The organism is Azospirillum oleiclasticum (assembly GCF_013423485.1).
Classification (GTDB): Bacteria; Pseudomonadota; Alphaproteobacteria; order Azospirillales; family Azospirillaceae; genus Azospirillum; species Azospirillum oleiclasticum.
The window spans coordinates 14,178-31,466 of sequence record NZ_JABFFR010000014.1 but is presented as its reverse complement, the minus strand read 5'-3'; the positions used below and the strand labels follow the sequence as shown (position 1 = coordinate 31,466).

Sequence of the window (17,289 nt, the reverse complement as noted above, 5' to 3'; positions counted from 1 at the left end):
ATATCTTTATGCAGCGTAAACCGGTTTTTGACCGGCCTTCTCCCCTAAACGGATTACCACCCTGTGCAAGGTTACCACAGCTGTGGCCAAATCAGGCTTGTGCACCGCCGCGTGCCCTGGCAAAAGGGCAAAGAGGGTGTTAGATCAACCTTCAGGACGGGTGTTGTCCGGCGCTCGCCGGGAGATGTCCGCGCTCTTCAGCCAGTTTCGCCTCGCGCCCGCAGCACCATCCAACGGCCGCTTCGGGACGTTCCAACAACAACCGACGTGAGACGAGCCCGTTCGATGCCCGCTTCGATGTTCCGCTCCCCGATCCGTGCGGCGGCTGCCGCGACCCTCGCGGCCTGCCTCGGCGGCTGCGCCACCCAGCCGACGACGGACAACGCCGTGTATGATCCGCTGGAACCGGTGAACCGCGGTGTCTTCGCGGTCAACGAAGCGGTGGACAAGGCGGTGATCAAGCCGGTCGCCCAGGGCTACGTCTTTGTGGTGCCCGACCCCGTCCGCGATTCGGTGCAGTCCTTCATCCGCAACCTGCTGAGCCCGCTGACCATCGCCAACAACCTGCTGCAGGGCGATTTCGACGGGGCGGTGCAGGCGACCGGCCGCTTCATGACCAACACCATCCTGGGTGCCGGCGGCATCGCCGATGTGGCGACCCAGGCCGGCAATGGCTACGTCGCGGAAGATTTCGGCCAGACGCTGGCGGTCTGGGGCGTCGGTGACGGCCCCTACATCGTGCTGCCGCTGCTGGGCCCGTCGAACCTGCGCGACACCACGGGCTATGTGGTGGACACCGTCGGTGATCCGGTGCGCATCTGGGGTGTCAGCAACGACCACGAGGAATGGCTGTATGCACGCACCGGAGCGTCCGGTGTCGATCGCCGCTCGCGTCTTCTCGACGAGGTGGACGATCTCCGCCGCAACTCGATCGACATGTACGCGACCGTGCGCAGCCTGTACGCGCAGCAGCGTGCGGCCGCCATCCGCGACCAGTCCGGCACCTCGCCGCAGCCGGACTTCCCTGAATACACCACCGACGCGGCCAAGAAGTGACGGTCGGCGCGGATGGGGAGCCTTTCGCAGGCTCCCCATTGACAAGGGGCGTGTAGTCGATACTTGATCCATACCATGCTGACACGCCGTTCGTTCATCGCGTGCGCGGCCCTGCTCGCGTTGGGCAGTTGGGTCGTGCCCCCCGCCTTCGCCCAGTCCGGCGACAAAAGCGCCGTCGCGTTCATCCAGACCCTGGGGAACGAGACGATCGCCACTTTCGCCGACAAGAGCCTGTCCCGCCAACAGGCGGTGACTCGCTTCAAGTCGCTGCTGAACAAGGGCTTCGACGTCCCCTACATCGGTCGCTGGGTGCTGGGCCGCTACTGGAACCAGGCCAGCCCGCAGGAGCAGCAGGAATACCAGCGCCTGTTCGAGCAGCTGGTGGTCGAGACCTACGCCAACCGCTTTGTCGATTATGCGGGTGAGACGTTCAAGATCACCGGATCGGCCCCGGCCGGTGAAAACGACTCCATGGTCGCCACCCAGGTCGTCCGCACCAATGGGCCGCCGATCAATGTGGAATGGCGCGTGCGCAGCCGCGACTCGAGCCACAAGATCATCGACGTGGTGGTCGAAGGCGTGAGCATGGGCGTGACCCAGCGCTCCGAGTTCGCCTCCGTCATCCAGTCCAACGGCGGCCGCGTCGCCGGCCTGATCGACGCTTTGCGCCAGCGCGTGGGCAAGGGCTGAGCCGTCCACTCCAGCTTCGCCTGACGAAGGGCCGCACCGCAGGGTGCGGCCCTTCGTCGTTTCAGGGATCGGCCAGGAACGGGTGTGCCGCCACAGCGGGTGCCCACCCTACCCCACCGCGTCGAACACCGCCCCCAGATCGGCGGCGGTGCGCCGGAGCTGCGGCAGCAACCCCCGCAAGCCCGACGGCGGCAGCCGGGCCGTTGGCGCGTGCACCGACAGGGCTGCGAGAAGGCGGTCGTCGGATGTGAGCACGGGCACGGCGATGGCGACCATGCCGACGACGAACTCCTCCAGATCGATGCCGATCCCCTCGACCGCCAACTCGTTCAGATGCGCCGCCAGCGCTGCGCGGTCGGTGAAGGTCCGCGGCGTGCAGGAATGCAGGTCCATGCGCTCCAGCAACAGCGTCCGCTCGGTGGCCGGCAGCCGCGTCAGGTACAGCTTGCCGGCGGAGGTGCAGTGCAGCGGCACCCGCGTGCCGATCCCGAAATGCAGGGTCAGCGGCCATCCCGCCTCCACCCGGTCGAAGTAGGTGGGTGTGGCGTCGGGAAAGACCACGAGGTTGCAGGTTTCGCCCACCGCCTCCCGCAAGTCCTGGAGCAGCTTGTGCCACAGCGGGTTGATCGGCGAGCCGCCGGCAATGCGCAGCGCCGCTGCGCCGAGCCGCGGGCCGAACATCAGGCGCCCGCTCCTGGGATGGCGCGTCAGTACGCCTTCCTCCTGCAAGGCCGCGGCGATGCGGTAAGCCTGGGCGCGGCTGAGCCCCAGTGCCGCTCCCAACTCGGTCACCGTCGGTGCCTTGCGGGCGCGCGCCAGCGCCTCGATCACGGCGACGATCTTGCCAACGGCTGACCGGGTCGAGCCACCCTCCATCATCCGCCCTCAGTCTCATTCAATGCGACAGATCGTTATCATATTGCGGGACTGCACAGATTTCCATGTTGCCGATTATCCGCGTACAAAATAACCTCCGCGGCAAATTTTCTTGCGGAAGGCCTGCCCGGGGCAATGGCCGGCCCTCCGCGCCGGGGGCGGCAACGACAACACAATCGGAGGGATGATGAGCAACCCCGCAAGCTCGAACGCGCACGAGCCTGTGTCCATCGGCAAGATCGCTTTCGCCAGCGCCGTCGGCGCCACCATCGAATGGTACGACTTCTTCCTCTACGGGGTGGTCACCGCGCTGGTCTTCAACAAGCTGTTCTTCCCGTCCTACGACCCGCTGGTCGGCACGCTGCTGGCCTACACAACCTTTGCCGTCGGCTTCGTGGCGCGGCCGGTGGGCGGTGTGATCTTCGGCCATTTCGGCGACCGCATCGGCCGCAAGACCATTCTGGTGCTGACCCTGCTGATCATGGGGCTGGCGACCTTCTTCATCGGACTTTTGCCCACCTACGACAGCATCGGCATCTGGGCGCCGATCCTGCTGCTGTTCCTGCGCGTGATGCAGGGCATCGGCATCGGCGGCGAATGGGGCGGGGCCGTGCTGATGGCGGTGGAGCATTCGCCGAAGGGGAGGCGCGGCTTCTACGGCTCGTGGCCGCAGATCGGCGTGCCGGCGGGCCTGATGCTGAGCGCCGGGGTGGTGGCGCTGCTGTCGAACCTGACGGACGAGCAGTTCCTGGCCTGGGGCTGGCGGGTGGCCTTCCTGCTGTCGGGCCTGCTGGTCGCGGTCGGTCTCTACATCCGGGTCAAGATCATCGAGACGCCCGACTTCCAGAAGGTCAAGGAATCCAAGAGCGAAGCCGCCGTCCCCTTCGTCGAGCTGCTGACCACCCATCCGAAGAACGTGCTGCTCGGCATGGGCGCCCGCTACATCGAGGGAGTGTGCTTCAACATCTTCGGCGTGTTCATCATCACCTACGTGACGACGACGCTGCAACTGCCGCGCTCGACCGCGCTGATGGGGGTGATCATCGCTTCCGCCATCATGATCGTCATGGTCCCGCTCTACGGCATGCTGTCGGACCGCATCGGCCGCCGCACCATCTACTGCTGCGGTGCGGCGGCGATCGGCATCCTGGTGTTTCCGTCCTTCTGGCTGATGAACACCTACCGCGAGGCGGCCTGGGTCTGGTTCGCCATCGTCCTGCCCTTCTCCTTCGCCTACCCGGCCGTCTACGGCCCGCAGGCGGCGCTGTTCTCGGAGTTGTTCAGCCCACGGGTGCGTTACACCGGCATCAGCTTCGTCTACCAGTTCTCCGGCATCTTCGCGAGCGGCCTGACCCCGCTGATCGCCACGGCGCTGCTCGGCTACGGCAACGGCCAACCCTGGTGGATCTGCGCCTACGTCGCCGTGGTGGCCGCCATCAGCTTCCTGTCGGTCATGGCCATGCGCTTCCACCACACCGACCCGACCCCGGACGCCCGTCCGGCCCCCAGCGGCCGGCTGGGAACGGCGATGCCGAAGTGAGGTGAGCCGCAAAGAAAAAGCCCCTCTCCCGACGACGGGAGAGGGGCTTTTTCTTTGCCCGGTACATGGAGGCTGCCGTCAGCCCCGCACCAACGGCTTGTACTTGATGCGGTGCGGCTGGTCGGCGTCGGCGCCCAGGCGGCGCTTCTTGTCGGCTTCGTAATCCTGGAAGTTGCCCTCGAACCACTCGACGTGGCTGTCGCCCTCGAAGGCCAGGATGTGGGTGGCGATGCGGTCGAGGAACCAGCGGTCGTGGCTGATCACCACGGCGCAGCCGGCGAAATCGGCCAGCGCGTCCTCCAGCGCCCGCAGCGTGTCCACGTCCAGGTCGTTGGTCGGCTCGTCGAGCAGCAGCACGTTGGCGCCGGACTTCAGCATCTTCGCCAGATGCACCCGGTTGCGCTCACCGCCGGAGAGCTGGCCGACCTTCTTCTGCTGGTCGGACCCCTTGAAGTTGAAGGCGGCGACGTAGGCGCGGCTGGGCATGGATTTCTTGCCGAGCTCGATCACGTCGAGCCCGTCGGAGATCTCCTCCCACACCGTCCGCTTGCCGTCGAGCGTGTCGCGGCTCTGGTCCACATAGCCGAGCACCACGGTCTCGCCGACGCGGAAGCTGCCGCTGTCGGGCTTGTCCTGCCCGGTGATCATGCGGAACAGCGTGGTCTTGCCGGCGCCGTTGGGACCGATGATGCCGACGATGCCGCCCGGCGGCAGCTTGAAGGACAGCCCGTCGATCAGCAGCCGGTCGCCGAAGCCCTTGGCGATGCCGTCGGCCTCGATCACCAGATCGCCCAGCCGCGGCGGGGCGGGGATGACGATCTGCGCCTGGTCGGGCGCGGCGTCCTTCTGCTGGGCCAGCATCGTCTCGTAGGCGGCGATGCGGGCCTTGCTCTTCGCCTGGCGGGCCCGCGGGCTGGCGCGGATCCAGTCCAGCTCGCCGGCAAGCTGCTTCTGGCGGGCCTGCTCCTGCTTGCCCTCCTGCTCCAGCCGCTTCTGCTTCTGCTCCAGCCACGCCGAATAGGCGCCCTCGTAGGGGATGCCCTGGCCGCGGTCGAGCTCCAGGATCCAGCCGGTGACGTTGTCGAGGAAGTAGCGGTCGTGGGTCACCAGCACCACGGTGCCCTTGTATTCCTCCAGGTGCCGTTCCAGCCACGCCACGGATTCGGCGTCGAGATGGTTGGTCGGCTCGTCCAGCAGCAGCAGGTCGGGCTTCTCCAACAGCAGCTTGCACAGCGCCACCCGGCGCTTCTCGCCGCCCGACAGCTTGTCCACGCTGCTGTCGCCCGGCGGGCAGCGCAGCGCGTCCATGGCGATGTCGACCGTGCGCTCCAGGTCCCAGGCGTCGGCGGCGTCGATCTTTTCCTGGAGCTCCGCCTGTTCGGTCAGCAGCGCGTCGAAATCAGCGTCCGGCTCGGCCATCAGGTTGGAGACCTCGTTGAAGCGGTCGACCAGCGATTTGGTCTCCTTCAACGCCTCCAGCACATTCTCCTGTACGGTCTTGGACGGATCGAGCTGCGGCTCCTGCGGCAGGTAGCCGACCTTCGCCCCTTCCGCCGACCACGCCTCGCCGTTGTAGTCCTTGTCCAGCCCGGCCATGATCTTCAGCAGGGTGGACTTACCGGAACCGTTCACGCCGATGACGCCGATCTTGGCGCCGGGGTAGAAGGACAGCCAGACATTGTCCAGCACCTTCTTGCCGCCGGGATAGACCTTGGTCAGGCCCTTCATGACATAAACGTATTGATAGGACGCCATGCGCCTCTCCAGCCCTGGACACCACGGGGATGCGCGAACGAGGGCGCCCCAGCGGGCGCCGTGAACACCGCGTCAGGGTTTTAGCGCATCGATGGCACGGTTGGGAACCGCGAAGGCGGGGTCCTCCCGCGGTCCCGCCCGCCCATTCCGAGCGCATGCGCACAAGAAGCCGGCAGAAGGCGCGTCACGCGCCCGGCCCCGGCGCCATCCGTCCGACAGAGCGCCAGTCGGACGGGCGGCGGGCCGGATCGCCGTCACATGCGGAAAAGCCAATCCCATCAAGAATTTCCACCGGCCACCCGCGCCTGGTCCCACGGGCCTTTCTGCCACCTCCGTTGGTCTTGCCCCCAATACCAAGGTCTTGGCTTGTTTCTTGCTGAATTGTCCCGGCATGCGGGTGGCGGCGGCGCCGTGCCTGCGGATCGGGCAGCAGCGGACCATGGGGGCAACAAGGGCATGAGCAATCCCGTCATACAGCTGGGCGCCGGGCATGGCCGCCGCACCACCTGCCCCTATTGCGGCACCGGCTGCGGCGTGCTGGCCGAGGCCGGCCCCGGCGGCCTGTCGGTGGTGCGCGGCGATCCGGAGCATCCGGCCAACCGCGGACGGCTCTGTTCCAAGGGCTCGGCGCTGGGCGAGACGACCCGGCCCGACGGCCGTCTGCTGCACCCGGTGATCGACGGGCACCGCGTCGGCTGGGAGGACGCCATCGGCGCGGTGGCGCAGCGCCTGTCCGCCATCATCGACCGGCACGGCCCGGACTCCGTCGCCTTCTACCTGTCCGGCCAACTGCTCACCGAAGACTACTACGTCGCCAACAAACTGATGAAGGGCTTCATCGGCAGCGCCAACGTCGACACCAACTCCCGCCTGTGCATGGCGTCGACGGTGGCGGGGCACAAGCGCGCCTTCGGGGCCGACACGGTGCCCGGCGTCTACGAGGACCTGGAGCTGGCCGATCTGGTGGTGCTGGTCGGCTCCAACCTCGCCTGGTGCCACCCGGTGCTGCACCAGCGGCTGCTGGCGGCCCGTGCGGCGCGCGGCACCCGCGTGGTGGTGATCGACCCGCGCCGCACCGCCACCGCCGAGGACGCCGACCTGCACCTGCCGCTGGGTCCGGGCAGCGACATCGCGCTGTTCAACGGGCTGCTGCTGCGGCTGGCGCGCGGCGGGCTGACCGACCGCGGCTTTGTCGACACGCACACCACCGGCCTCGAGGGGGCGCTGGCCTCCGCCATGGCGGAGGTTCCGGACGTTGCAGCCGTCGCCGACGCGTGCGACCTGCCGGTCGAGGCGATCGAGCGCTTCTATGGTCTGTTCGCCGGGACCGAGCGGGTGGTCACGGTCTTCTCCCAGGGGGTGAACCAGTCGGCGCAGGGCACCGACACGGTGAACGCCATCATCAACACCCATCTGCTGACCGGCCGCATCGGCCGGCCGGGCATGGGTCCCTTCTCCGTCACCGGCCAGCCCAACGCCATGGGCGGGCGCGAGGTCGGCGGGCTCGCCAACCAGCTCGCCGCGCACATGGGGTTCGACGCCGCCTCCATCGACCGCGTGCGTCGCTTCTGGAATGCTCCCCGCGTAGCGGAGACCGAGGGATTGAAGGCGGTCGATCTGTTCGACGCCGTTGGCGACGGCCGAGTGAAGGCGGTGTGGATCATGGCGACCAACCCCGCCGTCAGCCTGCCCGACGCCGAACGCGTGCGCGCGGCGCTGGGCCGCTGTGAACTGGTCATCGCGTCGGAGACGGAGGCCGACACCGACACGCTGCGCCACGCCCACATCCGCCTGCCCGCCCTCGCCTGGGGCGAAAAGGACGGCACGGTGACCAACAGCGACCGGACCATCTCCCGCCAGCGCCCGTTCCTGGCTCCGCCGGGGGAGGCACGGGCCGACTGGTGGATCCTGTCGGCGGTGGGCCGCGCCATGGGCTGGAGCGACGCCTTCGCCTACGCCGGTCCGGCGGCGGTGTTCCGCGAGCACGCGGCCCTCTCGGCCTTCGAGAACGGGGGCAGCCGCGATTTCGACATCGGGGCCCTGACGACCGCCACCGACGACGCGTACGAGGCGCTGGCACCGGTGCGCTGGCCCTTCCCGGCCGGCGGGGTGCCGGCGGGCCGCCTGTTCGCCGACGGACGCTTCTTCACGCCGGACGGGCGCGGTCGACTGGTTCCGGTCACCGGCCGGCCGATGGCGCGCGGCCTTACTGACGCCTTCCCGCTGCGGCTGAACACCGGCCGCCTGCGCGACCAGTGGCACACCATGACGCGCACCGGGCGCTCACCCCGCCTGTCGGCACACGCGCCGGAACCCGCCGTCGCCCTCCACCCGGCCGACGCAGCGGCGCGCGGGCTGAAGGACGGCGCGCTTGCCAGCATCGCCACCGCAACCGGCACCGCCATCGCGCGGGTGCGCATCGAGGACGGCCAGCGCCGCGGCGAGGTCTTCCTGCCCATGCACTGGACCGACCGCTTCACCGCGTCCTGCGTGGTCGGCGCGCTGATCGACGGCATCACCGACCCCTTCTCGGGCCAGCCGGACAGCAAGCGCATGCCGGCCGAGGTGACGGCGTTTCCCACCGCGTGGTCCGGCCTGCTGGTGAGCCGGGCGGCCGTGGAGCCGGCGGCGGTCCCCTACTGGTGCCGGCATGCGGCGGCGGGCTGCCACATGCACGAACTGGCCGGCGACGGCGCCCTGCCCGGTCTGGACGATCTCGACGCGTGGTTCGGCGGGTTCGGAGCCGAGACGGTCGAGTATTTGGACCTTGCCCGGGGCGTGCTGCGGCGGGCGTGGTTCCGCGACGGACGGGTGGAGGCCTGCGTCTTCCTCGCCGCGGAGGGTGCCCGGCTCGACCGCGGCTGGCTGGTGTCGCTGTTCGCCGCCGATGCCGAAGCGCCCAGCCGCCTCGCCCTGCTCTCCGGCCGCCCCGCGGTGGCGCGGCCGGACGAGGGGCGGACAGTCTGCGCCTGCTTCGGCGTCGGCGTCACCCGCATCGCCGCGGCGATCCGCGATCAGGAGCTCGCCAGCGTCGAGGCCATCGGCGCCGCGCTCAAGGCCGGCACCAACTGCGGCTCCTGCATCCCGGAACTGAAAGCCCTGCTGGCCGAAACCCGGCGCTGCGACGCGGTGGCGTGACGGGGGGCTACCGGGCGTCCACGGCAGGACCGGCGGCGAAGAGGCGTTCGGCTTCGGCCAGAGCCTCCGCCGCCGCCTCGTGCCCGAAGCGGATGCCGAGGTCATAATCGGCGCGGGTGCGCATGGCGTGGAGCAGAGGCAACGCGTCCCGGCCGATGGACACCAGCAGCGCATCGGCAGGATCATCACGCAGACGCGCAAGCAGAGGGTCGTGCCGCGCCTGCCGGCGGTTCAGGGGATCAAGCCCATAGTGGCGCGCGATCAGATGGTAGCTGGCATAGTACGCGGCGTGCGCCACACCCCGGAACCGCTCTTCGGCCTCGGCGCCTTCCGTCGTCAGCAATGAACGGGCGAGCGCCAGGAACCGGTCAGGCACCATCGCCCACCGTCTCGAACTGATGGACCACATAGGGTGAATAGGCGACGCCGTTCGCGTACACGTGCCGACGGACGTCACGGTTAATCGCCACCAGCCGCGCCGCATCCTCGCGCAACGCCGCGGGCACGGCGATGGTGACCACCCGGAACACCGCGTCGTTGGGCCAAGCCTCCCAACGCTGCCCGATCACCCGCGAACCGGGGACGAGGCGCGGGAACGCCTCTGCGTACGCGTCCGCCATCCGCTCGGCGCGCGCGATCTCCTCCGGTGCGAGGTCGAGGTCGACGGTGGGGGTGATGTGGTTCATGGGGGGGAGTGTGGGGTGGATGTGGTATGGGCTCAAGGGGGATGTCCGGCCGTCGCCGCGAGGGGCGGACGACGTTGACGGCCCTCCCGGCCGCTCCTACACTTCGACCCCATGAACCATGTCGCGCGCGCCGAAATCGGGCTGACCGAAGCGGAGAAGGCCACGGCGGAGCGGATGGCTGACGCCTTCGCCGACGCCTTCGCGCGGCTGTTGCCGGAGGCTCGCATTGTCGGCCGCCGGTGGGAATCCTGGCCGGAGGATGCGGTCTTCCTCGTGGTCGATGTCACTGTGCCCCGGCCATTGCTCGACGACACACAGGGCCTGATCGAGCGAGAGCGCCGGGCCAAGGCCATGCTGCGGGCGGATGGTGTGCCGTGGTCGGGGCGGATGGTGGCGGAGTACACCCAGAGGATTGATGGCGCCTGACGCGTAGCTCGGTCTCGCCCGCCGCTTGGCCGAGCCGGACCAGGGGGAGGCCGGGCACCGGGCCGCAGCACACGCTGCCTATTGCGCGGCCTATCATCTGGTGGCCGGCTTCTTCGGCCTTGACCGCGGCGACCGTCGGCAGGCCCGCCATGACCAGTTGCTCGCCCGCCTCGTTCCGGTCGATGCGTCCACGGCGGGCGGCTTCCTGCTGACGGCCCAGGATGCCCTGCCCTTCCTGCAACGGGTCCGCGTGGCCGCGGATTATCAGTTCTCCATGCCCTTGCCGCGGGAGAGGGCTGCGAGCAGCGTCCATCGTGCCGGCGAGCTGTTCGACGCCTTCGTGGCGGAGGGGCGCTGAGCGTCCCGGACCTGAGGCCGCTGGCCGCCCCGGTGGGATCGGACCACCCGCTCAACCCGGATCCTTGCTCTTGAAGAACTTAACCACCTCGCGGGCGACGCGGAGAATTTCTTCGAAGCCGGGGATGTTGCGGGCGAGTGCGGTCAAATCATCAAGAACGCTGGTCATCACCCACGCCACGCCGCCGACCACGCCGGCCTTGGCAGTCTTCACGATGGCGTCGCTGGCCTCCTTGACCAGCTTCGGACGGGCGTCGGAGTAGGCCTCCTTCGCCAGCGCCGCAAGTTCACGGGACACGGTGGCCGCCGGCCGGTGGGCGAAGCGGGCGGCTTCCAGCAGCCAGTCGCGGATGGTGGTTCCGGCGATGGCGAGCCAGCGGCGGCGTTCCGGCTCGTTCGGCGGGCGGGACAGCTCCTCGCACAGGGCCTCCAACACCGGCCGGGCGCTAGCTCCGGTGATCGGGGCATCGGCAGCCACCTGAACGATGGCGATCAGCGCAGGGCGCACTGCCTCCTCCTTGCCGGCGAGGTCGCACCCCATGGCCTCCACCGCCTCCCGAGCAAGGTCGGGCATCAGCGCACACAGCCGTCGCAGGATCAGCATCAAGGCCGCGAGGTCAGCCAGTGCCTCCTCCGACAGCTCACGGTCCTTCAGGTCCAGCCCATCGTAGCGGGCGAGGAAGGTGCCGAGCGCTAGGCAGCGCGCGTCAAGGATTGCCGGCCGCACCGCCTCCACCCGCTCCGGCAAAGCATCTACCACCCGCGCGACCACGCGGACAACGGAGGGGTCAGCGTTGCCACCGATGCGCGTTTGCGTGTGAAGCGCCTGCTCCCGCGCCTCGTCCAGATAATCCTGCGCCAGCCCCGCCGCGTCGCCCGCGGTCTCGGGGTCGAGCGCCTCCAGCCAATCGGCGCGCCAGCGAAAATTCACTGGGGCGGGGCTGGATCCGGGCAGCGCGGCAATAGCGGGGGCGAGGGACGAGGTGTCCGTGACGGCCACCGCGTCCCGCTCCTTCAGCCACCGCGCGATTTCGGCGTTCACATCCTTGGCCGGGCGGTCCCACCACGCATCAGGCTGGGTCACGATGCGCAGCGTCAAGGCTTCGCCGAAAATGTCGAAGGGCTCCGCGGCCGGGGTGGCGGGCAGCAGAGCTTCGTACCATGCGGCCCAGAGTACGAATTCGTGATCTGCGAAGAGAGTACGCTGCCGGGCAGCCTGCAGTCCTTGACGCACCGGGTTCTTAGCGCCGGAAGGCCACAGTGGGCGATCAATCAACTCCCTACCCCCCCGGTGCACTGTCTGGCCGTCGACACCCAATAGCCATGCGGCGTCGCCGGAAACGACAGAGGTGAAGTAGTTGACAGCACGCACACCTATGCGGGCGGTGGAGCCAGACGCAACAGCGGCAGCGGCTGCTGCCGCAGCGGTGGCGCTATCGGCTGCTGCCGCGGCCGCCGAAGCAGCAGCGGCGGAGCGAGCGGCGGCGGCGGAATGGGCAGCGGAACGAGCGGCGGCAGCGGCAGCGGCGGCCTTCATATCATGGGCAGGAAACTTAGACGCTGCCCACGAAATGTACGTGGCGCGCATTACCGCAAGAACTGACGCCGCTTCCCGCTCTCGAATGATTGGAGAATCGAACATCTTTGGCAGCAGTCGCAGTGCTGCACGCGCCGCAATGGCCTGCGACCAGTCAGCCGGTTTATCCTCCAGCCAGCGTTCAAGTTCACGTGGATCACTCAGGTACGGTACAGTCGCCACCCGCCGCTCATCTCGCTAGTTTGTCGCGTCACCGGCATTCTAACCCGGACACACACACGCTCTTAGAGAAATTTACGCCAATGCGATCGTTTGTTTATTTCTCACTGCTGCTTCGCTCGCCTACACGATATGGTTCGATGTGAGCCAAACCGCTTCCTCCTGCCATGGCTGGGCCGGACTTGACGTCAATCTACGGTCCCTCCCTGCGCTCCAGCACCCCATGGATCCCCGCGCATGGAAAACTCGACGCCCGCCGCTTCCAGGTCGGCGGGGACCTGGGATGCCGAGCGGACGAGAGTGTCGGCGGAGCCTTTTTCGATGCAACGGATGGTGTTCACGGACAGCAGCGCACGGTCGGCGAAGTCATGCTGGGTCCAACTGAGGAGGCCGCGCGCCGCCCGTATCTGCTCCGCCGTGATCATATGCGATAACTCGGGCACGGCGCCGAATTCTGCAACGGTTGAGTGATCTTCACCAAAAATTTGGTGATAAACACCATCGCCCTTTCAATAGAGCGACGGTATCGGAAGATAGCGGCCAAAAAAACGACCAGCCAAGTCATGCATTAATATGCCGACGCCGACCGTCCTTCGAATCCTCCTCCTTCTCCTCACCATCCCGCCCCCGTCTCCGGCCGCAGCCGAACCCGTCATCGCCAGCCGGGTCGAGGCGGTCGAGATTGGCGCGGTGCTGACAGCGTTGTGGGGGAGGGCCGAAGCCCAACCCGGCCCCTCCCCCGCCCCTTACGGCTTCAGCACCGGGATCGCGGCGTCGAGCGCGCGGGTGAAGCGGTCGAACATCTCGTCGATGTCGTCCGTGCCGATCACCAGCGGCGGGCAGAAGGCGATGCGGTCGCCCATGGCGCGGGTGATCACGCCCTGCTCGTGGCCCAGCGCGTTCACCTTGGCCCCGGCCATGCCGGCCGGCTCGAAGGGAGTCTTGGTCTCCTTGTCGGCGACCAGCTCGACCGCACCGATCAGGCCGATGCCGCGCGCCTCGCCGATCAGCGGATGGTCACCCAGCGCCGTCAGCCGCTCCAGGAAGCGCGGGGACACCGATCGGACATGGTTCAGCATGTCCATGTCCTCGTAGATCTTCAGCGTCTCCAGCGCCACCGCGGCGGCGACGGGGTGGGCGGAGTAGGTGAAGCCGTGGCCGAAGATGCCGATCTTCTCGCTCTCCGCCACCATGGCCTGATAGACCTTCTCGTTCACCATGACGGCGGAGATCGGCAGATAGCCGGACGAGAGCTGCTTGGCGCAGGTCAGGATGTCCGGCTGCATGCCGACGGTCTCGGAGCCCCAGAAATTGCCGGTGCGCCCGAAGCCGCAAATCACCTCGTCGGCGATCAGCAGGACGTCGTACTTCTTCAGGATCGGCTGGATCTTGGCGAAGTAGGTCTCCGGCGGGATGATGACGCCGCCGGCCCCCATGATCGGCTCGGCGAACATGGCGGCGACGGTGTCCGGCCCCTCGGCCAGGATGTGGGCCTCCAGGTTTTCGGCCAGACGGGTGGCGAACTGCTCCTCCGTCTCGCCCGGCTCGGCGAAGCGGTAATGGTGCGGGCAGTCCAGATGCTGGATGCGCGCGATGGGCAGGTCGAAATCGCGGTGGTTGTTGGGCAGGCCGGTCAGGCTGGCGGTCGCCACGGTGACGCCGTGGTAGGCCTTCAACCGCGACAGGATCTTCTTCTTTTCGGGCCGGCCGAGCGCGTTGTTGTAGTACCAGATGATCTTGATGACGGTGTCGTTCGCCTCCGACCCGGAGTTCGCGAAGAACACCTTCGACATCGGCACCGGCGCCAGCTTCAGCAGCGCCTCCGCCAGGTCGATCATCGGCTCGTGCGACTTGTGGGTGAAGGTGTGGTAGGTGGCGAGCTTGCGCATCTGCCGCGCCGCCGCCTCGACCAACCGCTCCTGCCCCCAGCCCAGCGACACGCACCACAGGCTGGCGAGCCCCTCGATGTACTCCTTGCCGGAGTCGTCGTAGACGCGCACACCCTGGCCGCGGTCGATGATCATCGGCCCCTGCGTCTCGTGGGCCTTCAGGTTGGTGTAGGGGTGCAGGACAAAGGCCTTGTCGCGGCTGGCGGGCGAGTTGCCGATCGCGGTCATGATGTCGTTCCCTGGCGTTGCGCCGGGGGCTCGCGGGTGGCGGCCCCGCCGGCGGCGGTAGCCGATGCTACATCCCCGCCCCCGCAGCGTCCAAGCCGCGCGCGGCACTCCTGCGCGAAAAGCCGCCATGCGCGCGGCGAGCCACTGGACGGACGCCGCGCGCGGGGCTATCCGGATGGACGCGACACCCGTGCCGGAGGCCCCGATGTACACGCTCCACACCATGCCTTCCACCGCCGGCATGGCCCCGCACATCCTGCTGCGCGAGATCGGCGCGGAACACGAGCTGGTCTTCCTCGAACGCGCGAAGGAGGAGCACAAATCCGCCGAGTATCTGGCGCTGAACCCCAACGGCCGGGTGCCGACGCTGGTGGACGGTGACCTCGTGGTCTACGAATCGGCCGCCATCTGCCTGCACCTGTGCGACCGCCACCCGCAGGCGGGCCTCGCCCCCGCGGTCGGCACGCAGGAGCGGGCGCGCTTCTACCAGTGGATGGCGTGGCTGACCAACACCATCCAGCCGGACATGCTCGTCTATTTCTACCCCGAGCGCTACGTGCCGGCTGCCGCCTGCGCCGACCTGAAGACGGTGGCGGAGGGGCGGCTGCACCTGCAGTTCCAGATCGCCGACGCAACGCTCGCCGACCGCCCGTATCTGCTGGGGGAGACGTACAGCGCCGCCGACGCCTATCTGTTCATGCTGGCGCGTTGGAGCCGCAACATGACGCTGAAGGCCCGCGACCTGCCCAATCTCGGCCACTTCCTGGAGCGGGTGTACGCCCGCCCCGCCGTACGTGCCGCCTTCGTGGCGGAGGGGCTGGAGGCGCCGTATTTCTGAGTGCGGCGGTCAGCCGCGCCGGCCCTCCACAGAGCCACCAGCGCCGTCGTCACCGTGCCGATCACCGCACCGGCCACCACGTCGCTGGTCCAGTGCCGGTCGCGCAGCACCCGGCCGCTGGCGAGCGCGGCAGCCCCGCCCATCACCGCGGCGGCGGCCAGCGGGTCGGCGGCGGTGATGGCGACCGCGGTGGCGGCAGCGAAGGCGCTGCCGGTGTGGCCGGAGGGGAAGGAGCGCGCACGGTCCCCGGCGCGCCAGCGCCGCGCGTCGCCGCATTCGTCCGGCCGGCCGCGCGGCAGGGCCAGCTTCACCGCATCGACCACCGCCATGGTGGCGAGCACTCCGGTGAATCCCAAGGCCCCCGCCCGGCGCAGGCGCGGACGGTCCTGCCGCCGCCCCAGCCACCAGGCGGCGGCGAAGGCGGGGAACAGCACATGGCGCTTGATGGCGTAGCGCCCGGCGACCGCCAACGGCCCGACGCGGGTGTCAGGCGACGCGGTGCAGCGCCGACGCACCGCCTCGTCGATGCCGGCGATGGCCTCGATGATGGCCGGCAGCAGGATCGGGGCGGCGGTAACGGCGGCGACGGTGGTGGGGGTGGGCAAGGCGCGTGTCCTCGAAGCGGTATCGCCCGCAGGAAACGCCGCGGCCGAGGCCCCGGTTCCGCGTCTCAGCCGGCGGCCCGGCGGCGGGGCTCGCTCCCCTGCGCCCCCTGCGGTGCCTCCCCCAAGGGCGACGCCGCCCGCTCCACATGCCCATGTGTGGGGTTGGTGATCAGCCGCGCCCCGCGTTGGTAGGTGGCGTAGCGCCACAGCCACTGCATGGCGACCAGCAGTCGCTTCTCGAAGCCCGCCAGCAGATAGACGTGCACGATCGCCCACAGGATCCAGGCGAACCAGCCGCGCAGCCGGTAGCGGCCGAAATCGAAGACGGCGGCGCTGCGGCCGATGATGGCGGTGTTGCCGCGGTCCTTGAAATGGAAGGGCGGCATCGGCGCGCCCTCCGACAGATTGGCGCGCAGCGCGCGGCCAAGATGCTGCCCCTGCTGCTTGGCCACCTGGGCAAGGCCGGGCAGCGGCCGGCCGTCCCCGCCCATGGTCAGCGCCGTGTCACCCAGCGCGTACACCACCCCCTCCATCCCCTTGACCGAGAGATCGGGGTTGACCGGGATGCGGCCAACGCGGTCGGTCTCCACGCCGATCCAGCGCCCGGCGGGCGACGCCTTGACCCCGGCCCCCCAGACCATGGTGCCGGCCGGGATGAAGCGCCCGGCGATGCGCACGCCGTCCTCCCGCACGTCCTCCACGGCCTGGTTCAGCCGCACCTCGACGCCGAGATCCCGCAGCTTGGCGTACGCGTAGTCCGACAACTCCTCCGGAAAGGTGGTCAGCAGCCGGGGACCGGCCTCCACCAGAAGCACGGTGGCGGCGCGCGGGTCGATGCGGCGGAAATCGCGGGCCAGCGCGTGGCGGGTCAGCTCGGCGACGGCACCCGCCATCTCCACCCCCGTGGGACCGCCACCCACGACCACCGTGGTCATCAGCGCCTTCTGCCGCTCCGGGTCGTCGCAGGCCTCCGCCTGCTCGAAGGCGGTGAGCAGGCGGGCGCGGATGAAGCGGGCGTCCTCCACCGTCTTCACACCGGGCGCGTGCTCCGCCCACTCGTCATGCCCGAAATAGCCGTAGGAGGAGCCGGTCGCCAGCACCAGACGGTCGAAGGGCACGGCTCCGCCATCGGCCAGCCCTACGCGCCGCGCGGCGGTGTCCACCCCGACCACATCGGCCATCCGCACCTCGATGTTCGGGTAGCGGCCGAGCATACGGCGGATGGGCTGGGCGATGTCGGCGGGCGACAGGGCGGCGGTCGCCACCTGATAGAGCAGCGGCACGAACAGGTGATGGTTCTGCCGGTCGATGACCGTGACACGCACGGGCGTATGGCCGAGCCCGCCGGCGCAGGCAAGCCCGCCGAAGCCGGCGCCGACGATCACGACATGCGGGGGTGATTCGGGCATGGGGGCCTCCGTCCCGGAACGACACCCCCTCTCAACGGCC

15 protein-coding genes and 1 pseudogene are annotated in these 17,289 nt (G+C 68.9%); 7 read left to right on the top strand and 9 right to left on the bottom strand.

Annotation, left to right across the window (positions count from 1 at the left end; translation table 11 throughout):
* Nucleotides 1-285: 285 nt before the first annotated feature.
* Both HL658_RS16740 and HL658_RS16735 read left to right on the top strand, forming a co-directional pair.
* Entirely contained in the window at nt 286-1,056 is a 771-nt protein-coding gene (locus tag HL658_RS16740; protein ID WP_180283464.1) for an MlaA family lipoprotein, read from the top strand.
* Nucleotides 1,057-1,131: 75 nt separating this feature from the next.
* On the top strand, nt 1,132-1,746 hold the full coding sequence (locus HL658_RS16735; protein ID WP_180283463.1) for an MlaC/ttg2D family ABC transporter substrate-binding protein: 615 nt from the start codon (nt 1,132-1,134) through the stop codon (nt 1,744-1,746).
* A gap of 108 nt (nt 1,747-1,854) precedes the next feature.
* Here HL658_RS16735 and HL658_RS16730 read toward each other — a convergent pair whose 3' ends face one another.
* Nucleotides 1,855-2,625, bottom strand: a complete 771-nt coding sequence (locus tag HL658_RS16730; protein ID WP_180283462.1) for an IclR family transcriptional regulator — start codon at nt 2,623-2,625, stop codon at nt 1,855-1,857.
* Nucleotides 2,626-2,809: 184 nt separating this feature from the next.
* Here HL658_RS16730 and HL658_RS16725 point away from each other — a divergent pair, with 184 nt between their 5' ends.
* Complete coding sequence (locus tag HL658_RS16725; protein ID WP_180283461.1) at nt 2,810-4,162, top strand: MFS transporter; 1,353 nt, start codon at nt 2,810-2,812, stop codon at nt 4,160-4,162.
* A 78-nt stretch (nt 4,163-4,240) separates the two neighbouring features.
* Here the strand turns inward: HL658_RS16725 and ettA are convergent, their stop codons facing one another.
* The gene (gene ettA, locus HL658_RS16720; protein ID WP_180283460.1) at nt 4,241-5,917 is read right to left on the bottom strand and encodes an energy-dependent translational throttle protein EttA; all 1,677 of its coding nucleotides are present in this window, start codon (nt 5,915-5,917) and stop codon (nt 4,241-4,243) included.
* 456 nt (nt 5,918-6,373) lie between these two features.
* On the opposite strand from ettA, the gene HL658_RS16715 reads away from it, so the two are divergent.
* Nucleotides 6,374-9,055: a nitrate reductase gene (locus HL658_RS16715; protein ID WP_180283459.1), complete on the top strand. Its 2,682-nt coding sequence runs from the start codon at nt 6,374-6,376 to the stop codon at nt 9,053-9,055.
* Nucleotides 9,056-9,062: 7 nt separating this feature from the next.
* Here HL658_RS16715 and HL658_RS16710 read toward each other — a convergent pair whose 3' ends face one another.
* Both HL658_RS16710 and HL658_RS16705 read right to left on the bottom strand, forming a co-directional pair.
* Nucleotides 9,063-9,434, bottom strand: a complete 372-nt coding sequence (locus tag HL658_RS16710) for a hypothetical protein (RefSeq protein WP_180283458.1) — start codon at nt 9,432-9,434, stop codon at nt 9,063-9,065.
* On the bottom strand, nt 9,424-9,741 hold the full coding sequence (locus HL658_RS16705; protein ID WP_180287645.1) for a KH domain-containing protein: 318 nt from the start codon (nt 9,739-9,741) through the stop codon (nt 9,424-9,426). Before HL658_RS16705 ends, HL658_RS16710 begins: the two co-directional genes overlap by 11 nt.
* A 111-nt stretch (nt 9,742-9,852) precedes the next feature.
* On the opposite strand from HL658_RS16705, the gene HL658_RS16700 reads away from it, so the two are divergent.
* Together HL658_RS16700 and HL658_RS16695 are read left to right on the top strand one after the other, a co-directional pair.
* A complete protein-coding gene (locus HL658_RS16700) occupies nt 9,853-10,167 on the top strand; it encodes a hypothetical protein (RefSeq protein ID WP_180283456.1) in 315 nt (104 codons plus the stop codon).
* 25 nt (nt 10,168-10,192) lie between these two features.
* Nucleotides 10,193-10,525, top strand: coding sequence for a hypothetical protein (locus HL658_RS16695; protein WP_180283455.1), 333 nt, complete (start codon nt 10,193-10,195; stop codon nt 10,523-10,525).
* Between the two features lie 51 nt (nt 10,526-10,576).
* Here HL658_RS16695 and HL658_RS16690 read toward each other — a convergent pair whose 3' ends face one another.
* The 3 genes from HL658_RS16690 to HL658_RS16680 form a co-directional block, all read right to left on the bottom strand.
* Nucleotides 10,577-12,283, bottom strand: coding sequence for a hypothetical protein (locus HL658_RS16690; protein WP_180283454.1), 1,707 nt, complete (start codon nt 12,281-12,283; stop codon nt 10,577-10,579).
* A 185-nt stretch (nt 12,284-12,468) separates the two neighbouring features.
* Nucleotides 12,469-12,705: a helix-turn-helix domain-containing protein gene (locus tag HL658_RS16685; RefSeq protein ID WP_180283453.1), complete on the bottom strand. Its 237-nt coding sequence runs from the start codon at nt 12,703-12,705 to the stop codon at nt 12,469-12,471.
* A gap of 321 nt (nt 12,706-13,026) precedes the next feature.
* Nucleotides 13,027-14,397 carry an aspartate aminotransferase family protein gene (locus HL658_RS16680; RefSeq protein WP_180283452.1) on the bottom strand — a complete coding sequence of 457 codons (1,371 nt, stop codon included), beginning with the start codon at nt 14,395-14,397 and terminating at the stop codon, nt 13,027-13,029.
* 127 nt (nt 14,398-14,524) lie between these two features.
* On the opposite strand from HL658_RS16680, the gene HL658_RS16675 reads away from it, so the two are divergent.
* Nucleotides 14,525-15,235, top strand: a complete 711-nt coding sequence (locus HL658_RS16675) for a glutathione S-transferase family protein (protein WP_246337652.1) — start codon at nt 14,525-14,527, stop codon at nt 15,233-15,235.
* A 35-nt stretch (nt 15,236-15,270) separates the two neighbouring features.
* On the opposite strand, the pseudogene HL658_RS37115 reads toward HL658_RS16675, so the two are convergent.
* A pseudogene (locus tag HL658_RS37115) lies at nt 15,271-15,576 on the bottom strand (phosphatase PAP2 family protein); the annotation flags it as partial.
* A 329-nt stretch (nt 15,577-15,905) separates the two neighbouring features.
* Nucleotides 15,906-17,249: an NAD(P)/FAD-dependent oxidoreductase gene (locus HL658_RS16670; RefSeq protein WP_180283451.1), complete on the bottom strand. Its 1,344-nt coding sequence runs from the start codon at nt 17,247-17,249 to the stop codon at nt 15,906-15,908.
* Between the last annotated feature and the right edge of the window lie 40 nt (nt 17,250-17,289).

Coding starts and splice junctions, on each gene's coding strand:
- HL658_RS16740 (WP_180283464.1), top strand. CDS start 286: ATGCCCGCTTCGATGTTCCGCTCCCCGATCCGTGCGGCGGCTGCCGCG.
- HL658_RS16735 (WP_180283463.1), top strand. CDS start 1,132: ATGCTGACACGCCGTTCGTTCATCGCGTGCGCGGCCCTGCTCGCGTTG.
- HL658_RS16730 (WP_180283462.1), bottom strand. CDS start 2,625: ATGATGGAGGGTGGCTCGACCCGGTCAGCCGTTGGCAAGATCGTCGCC.
- HL658_RS16725 (WP_180283461.1), top strand. CDS start 2,810: ATGAGCAACCCCGCAAGCTCGAACGCGCACGAGCCTGTGTCCATCGGC.
- ettA (WP_180283460.1), bottom strand. CDS start 5,917: ATGGCGTCCTATCAATACGTTTATGTCATGAAGGGCCTGACCAAGGTC.
- HL658_RS16715 (WP_180283459.1), top strand. CDS start 6,374: ATGAGCAATCCCGTCATACAGCTGGGCGCCGGGCATGGCCGCCGCACC.
- HL658_RS16710 (WP_180283458.1), bottom strand. CDS start 9,434: ATGGTGCCTGACCGGTTCCTGGCGCTCGCCCGTTCATTGCTGACGACG.
- HL658_RS16705 (WP_180287645.1), bottom strand. CDS start 9,741: ATGAACCACATCACCCCCACCGTCGACCTCGACCTCGCACCGGAGGAG.
- HL658_RS16700 (WP_180283456.1), top strand. CDS start 9,853: ATGAACCATGTCGCGCGCGCCGAAATCGGGCTGACCGAAGCGGAGAAG.
- HL658_RS16685 (WP_180283453.1), bottom strand. CDS start 12,705: ATGATCACGGCGGAGCAGATACGGGCGGCGCGCGGCCTCCTCAGTTGG.
- HL658_RS16680 (WP_180283452.1), bottom strand. CDS start 14,397: ATGACCGCGATCGGCAACTCGCCCGCCAGCCGCGACAAGGCCTTTGTC.
- HL658_RS16675 (WP_246337652.1), top strand. CDS start 14,525: ATGCGCGCGGCGAGCCACTGGACGGACGCCGCGCGCGGGGCTATCCGG.
- HL658_RS16670 (WP_180283451.1), bottom strand. CDS start 17,249: ATGCCCGAATCACCCCCGCATGTCGTGATCGTCGGCGCCGGCTTCGGC.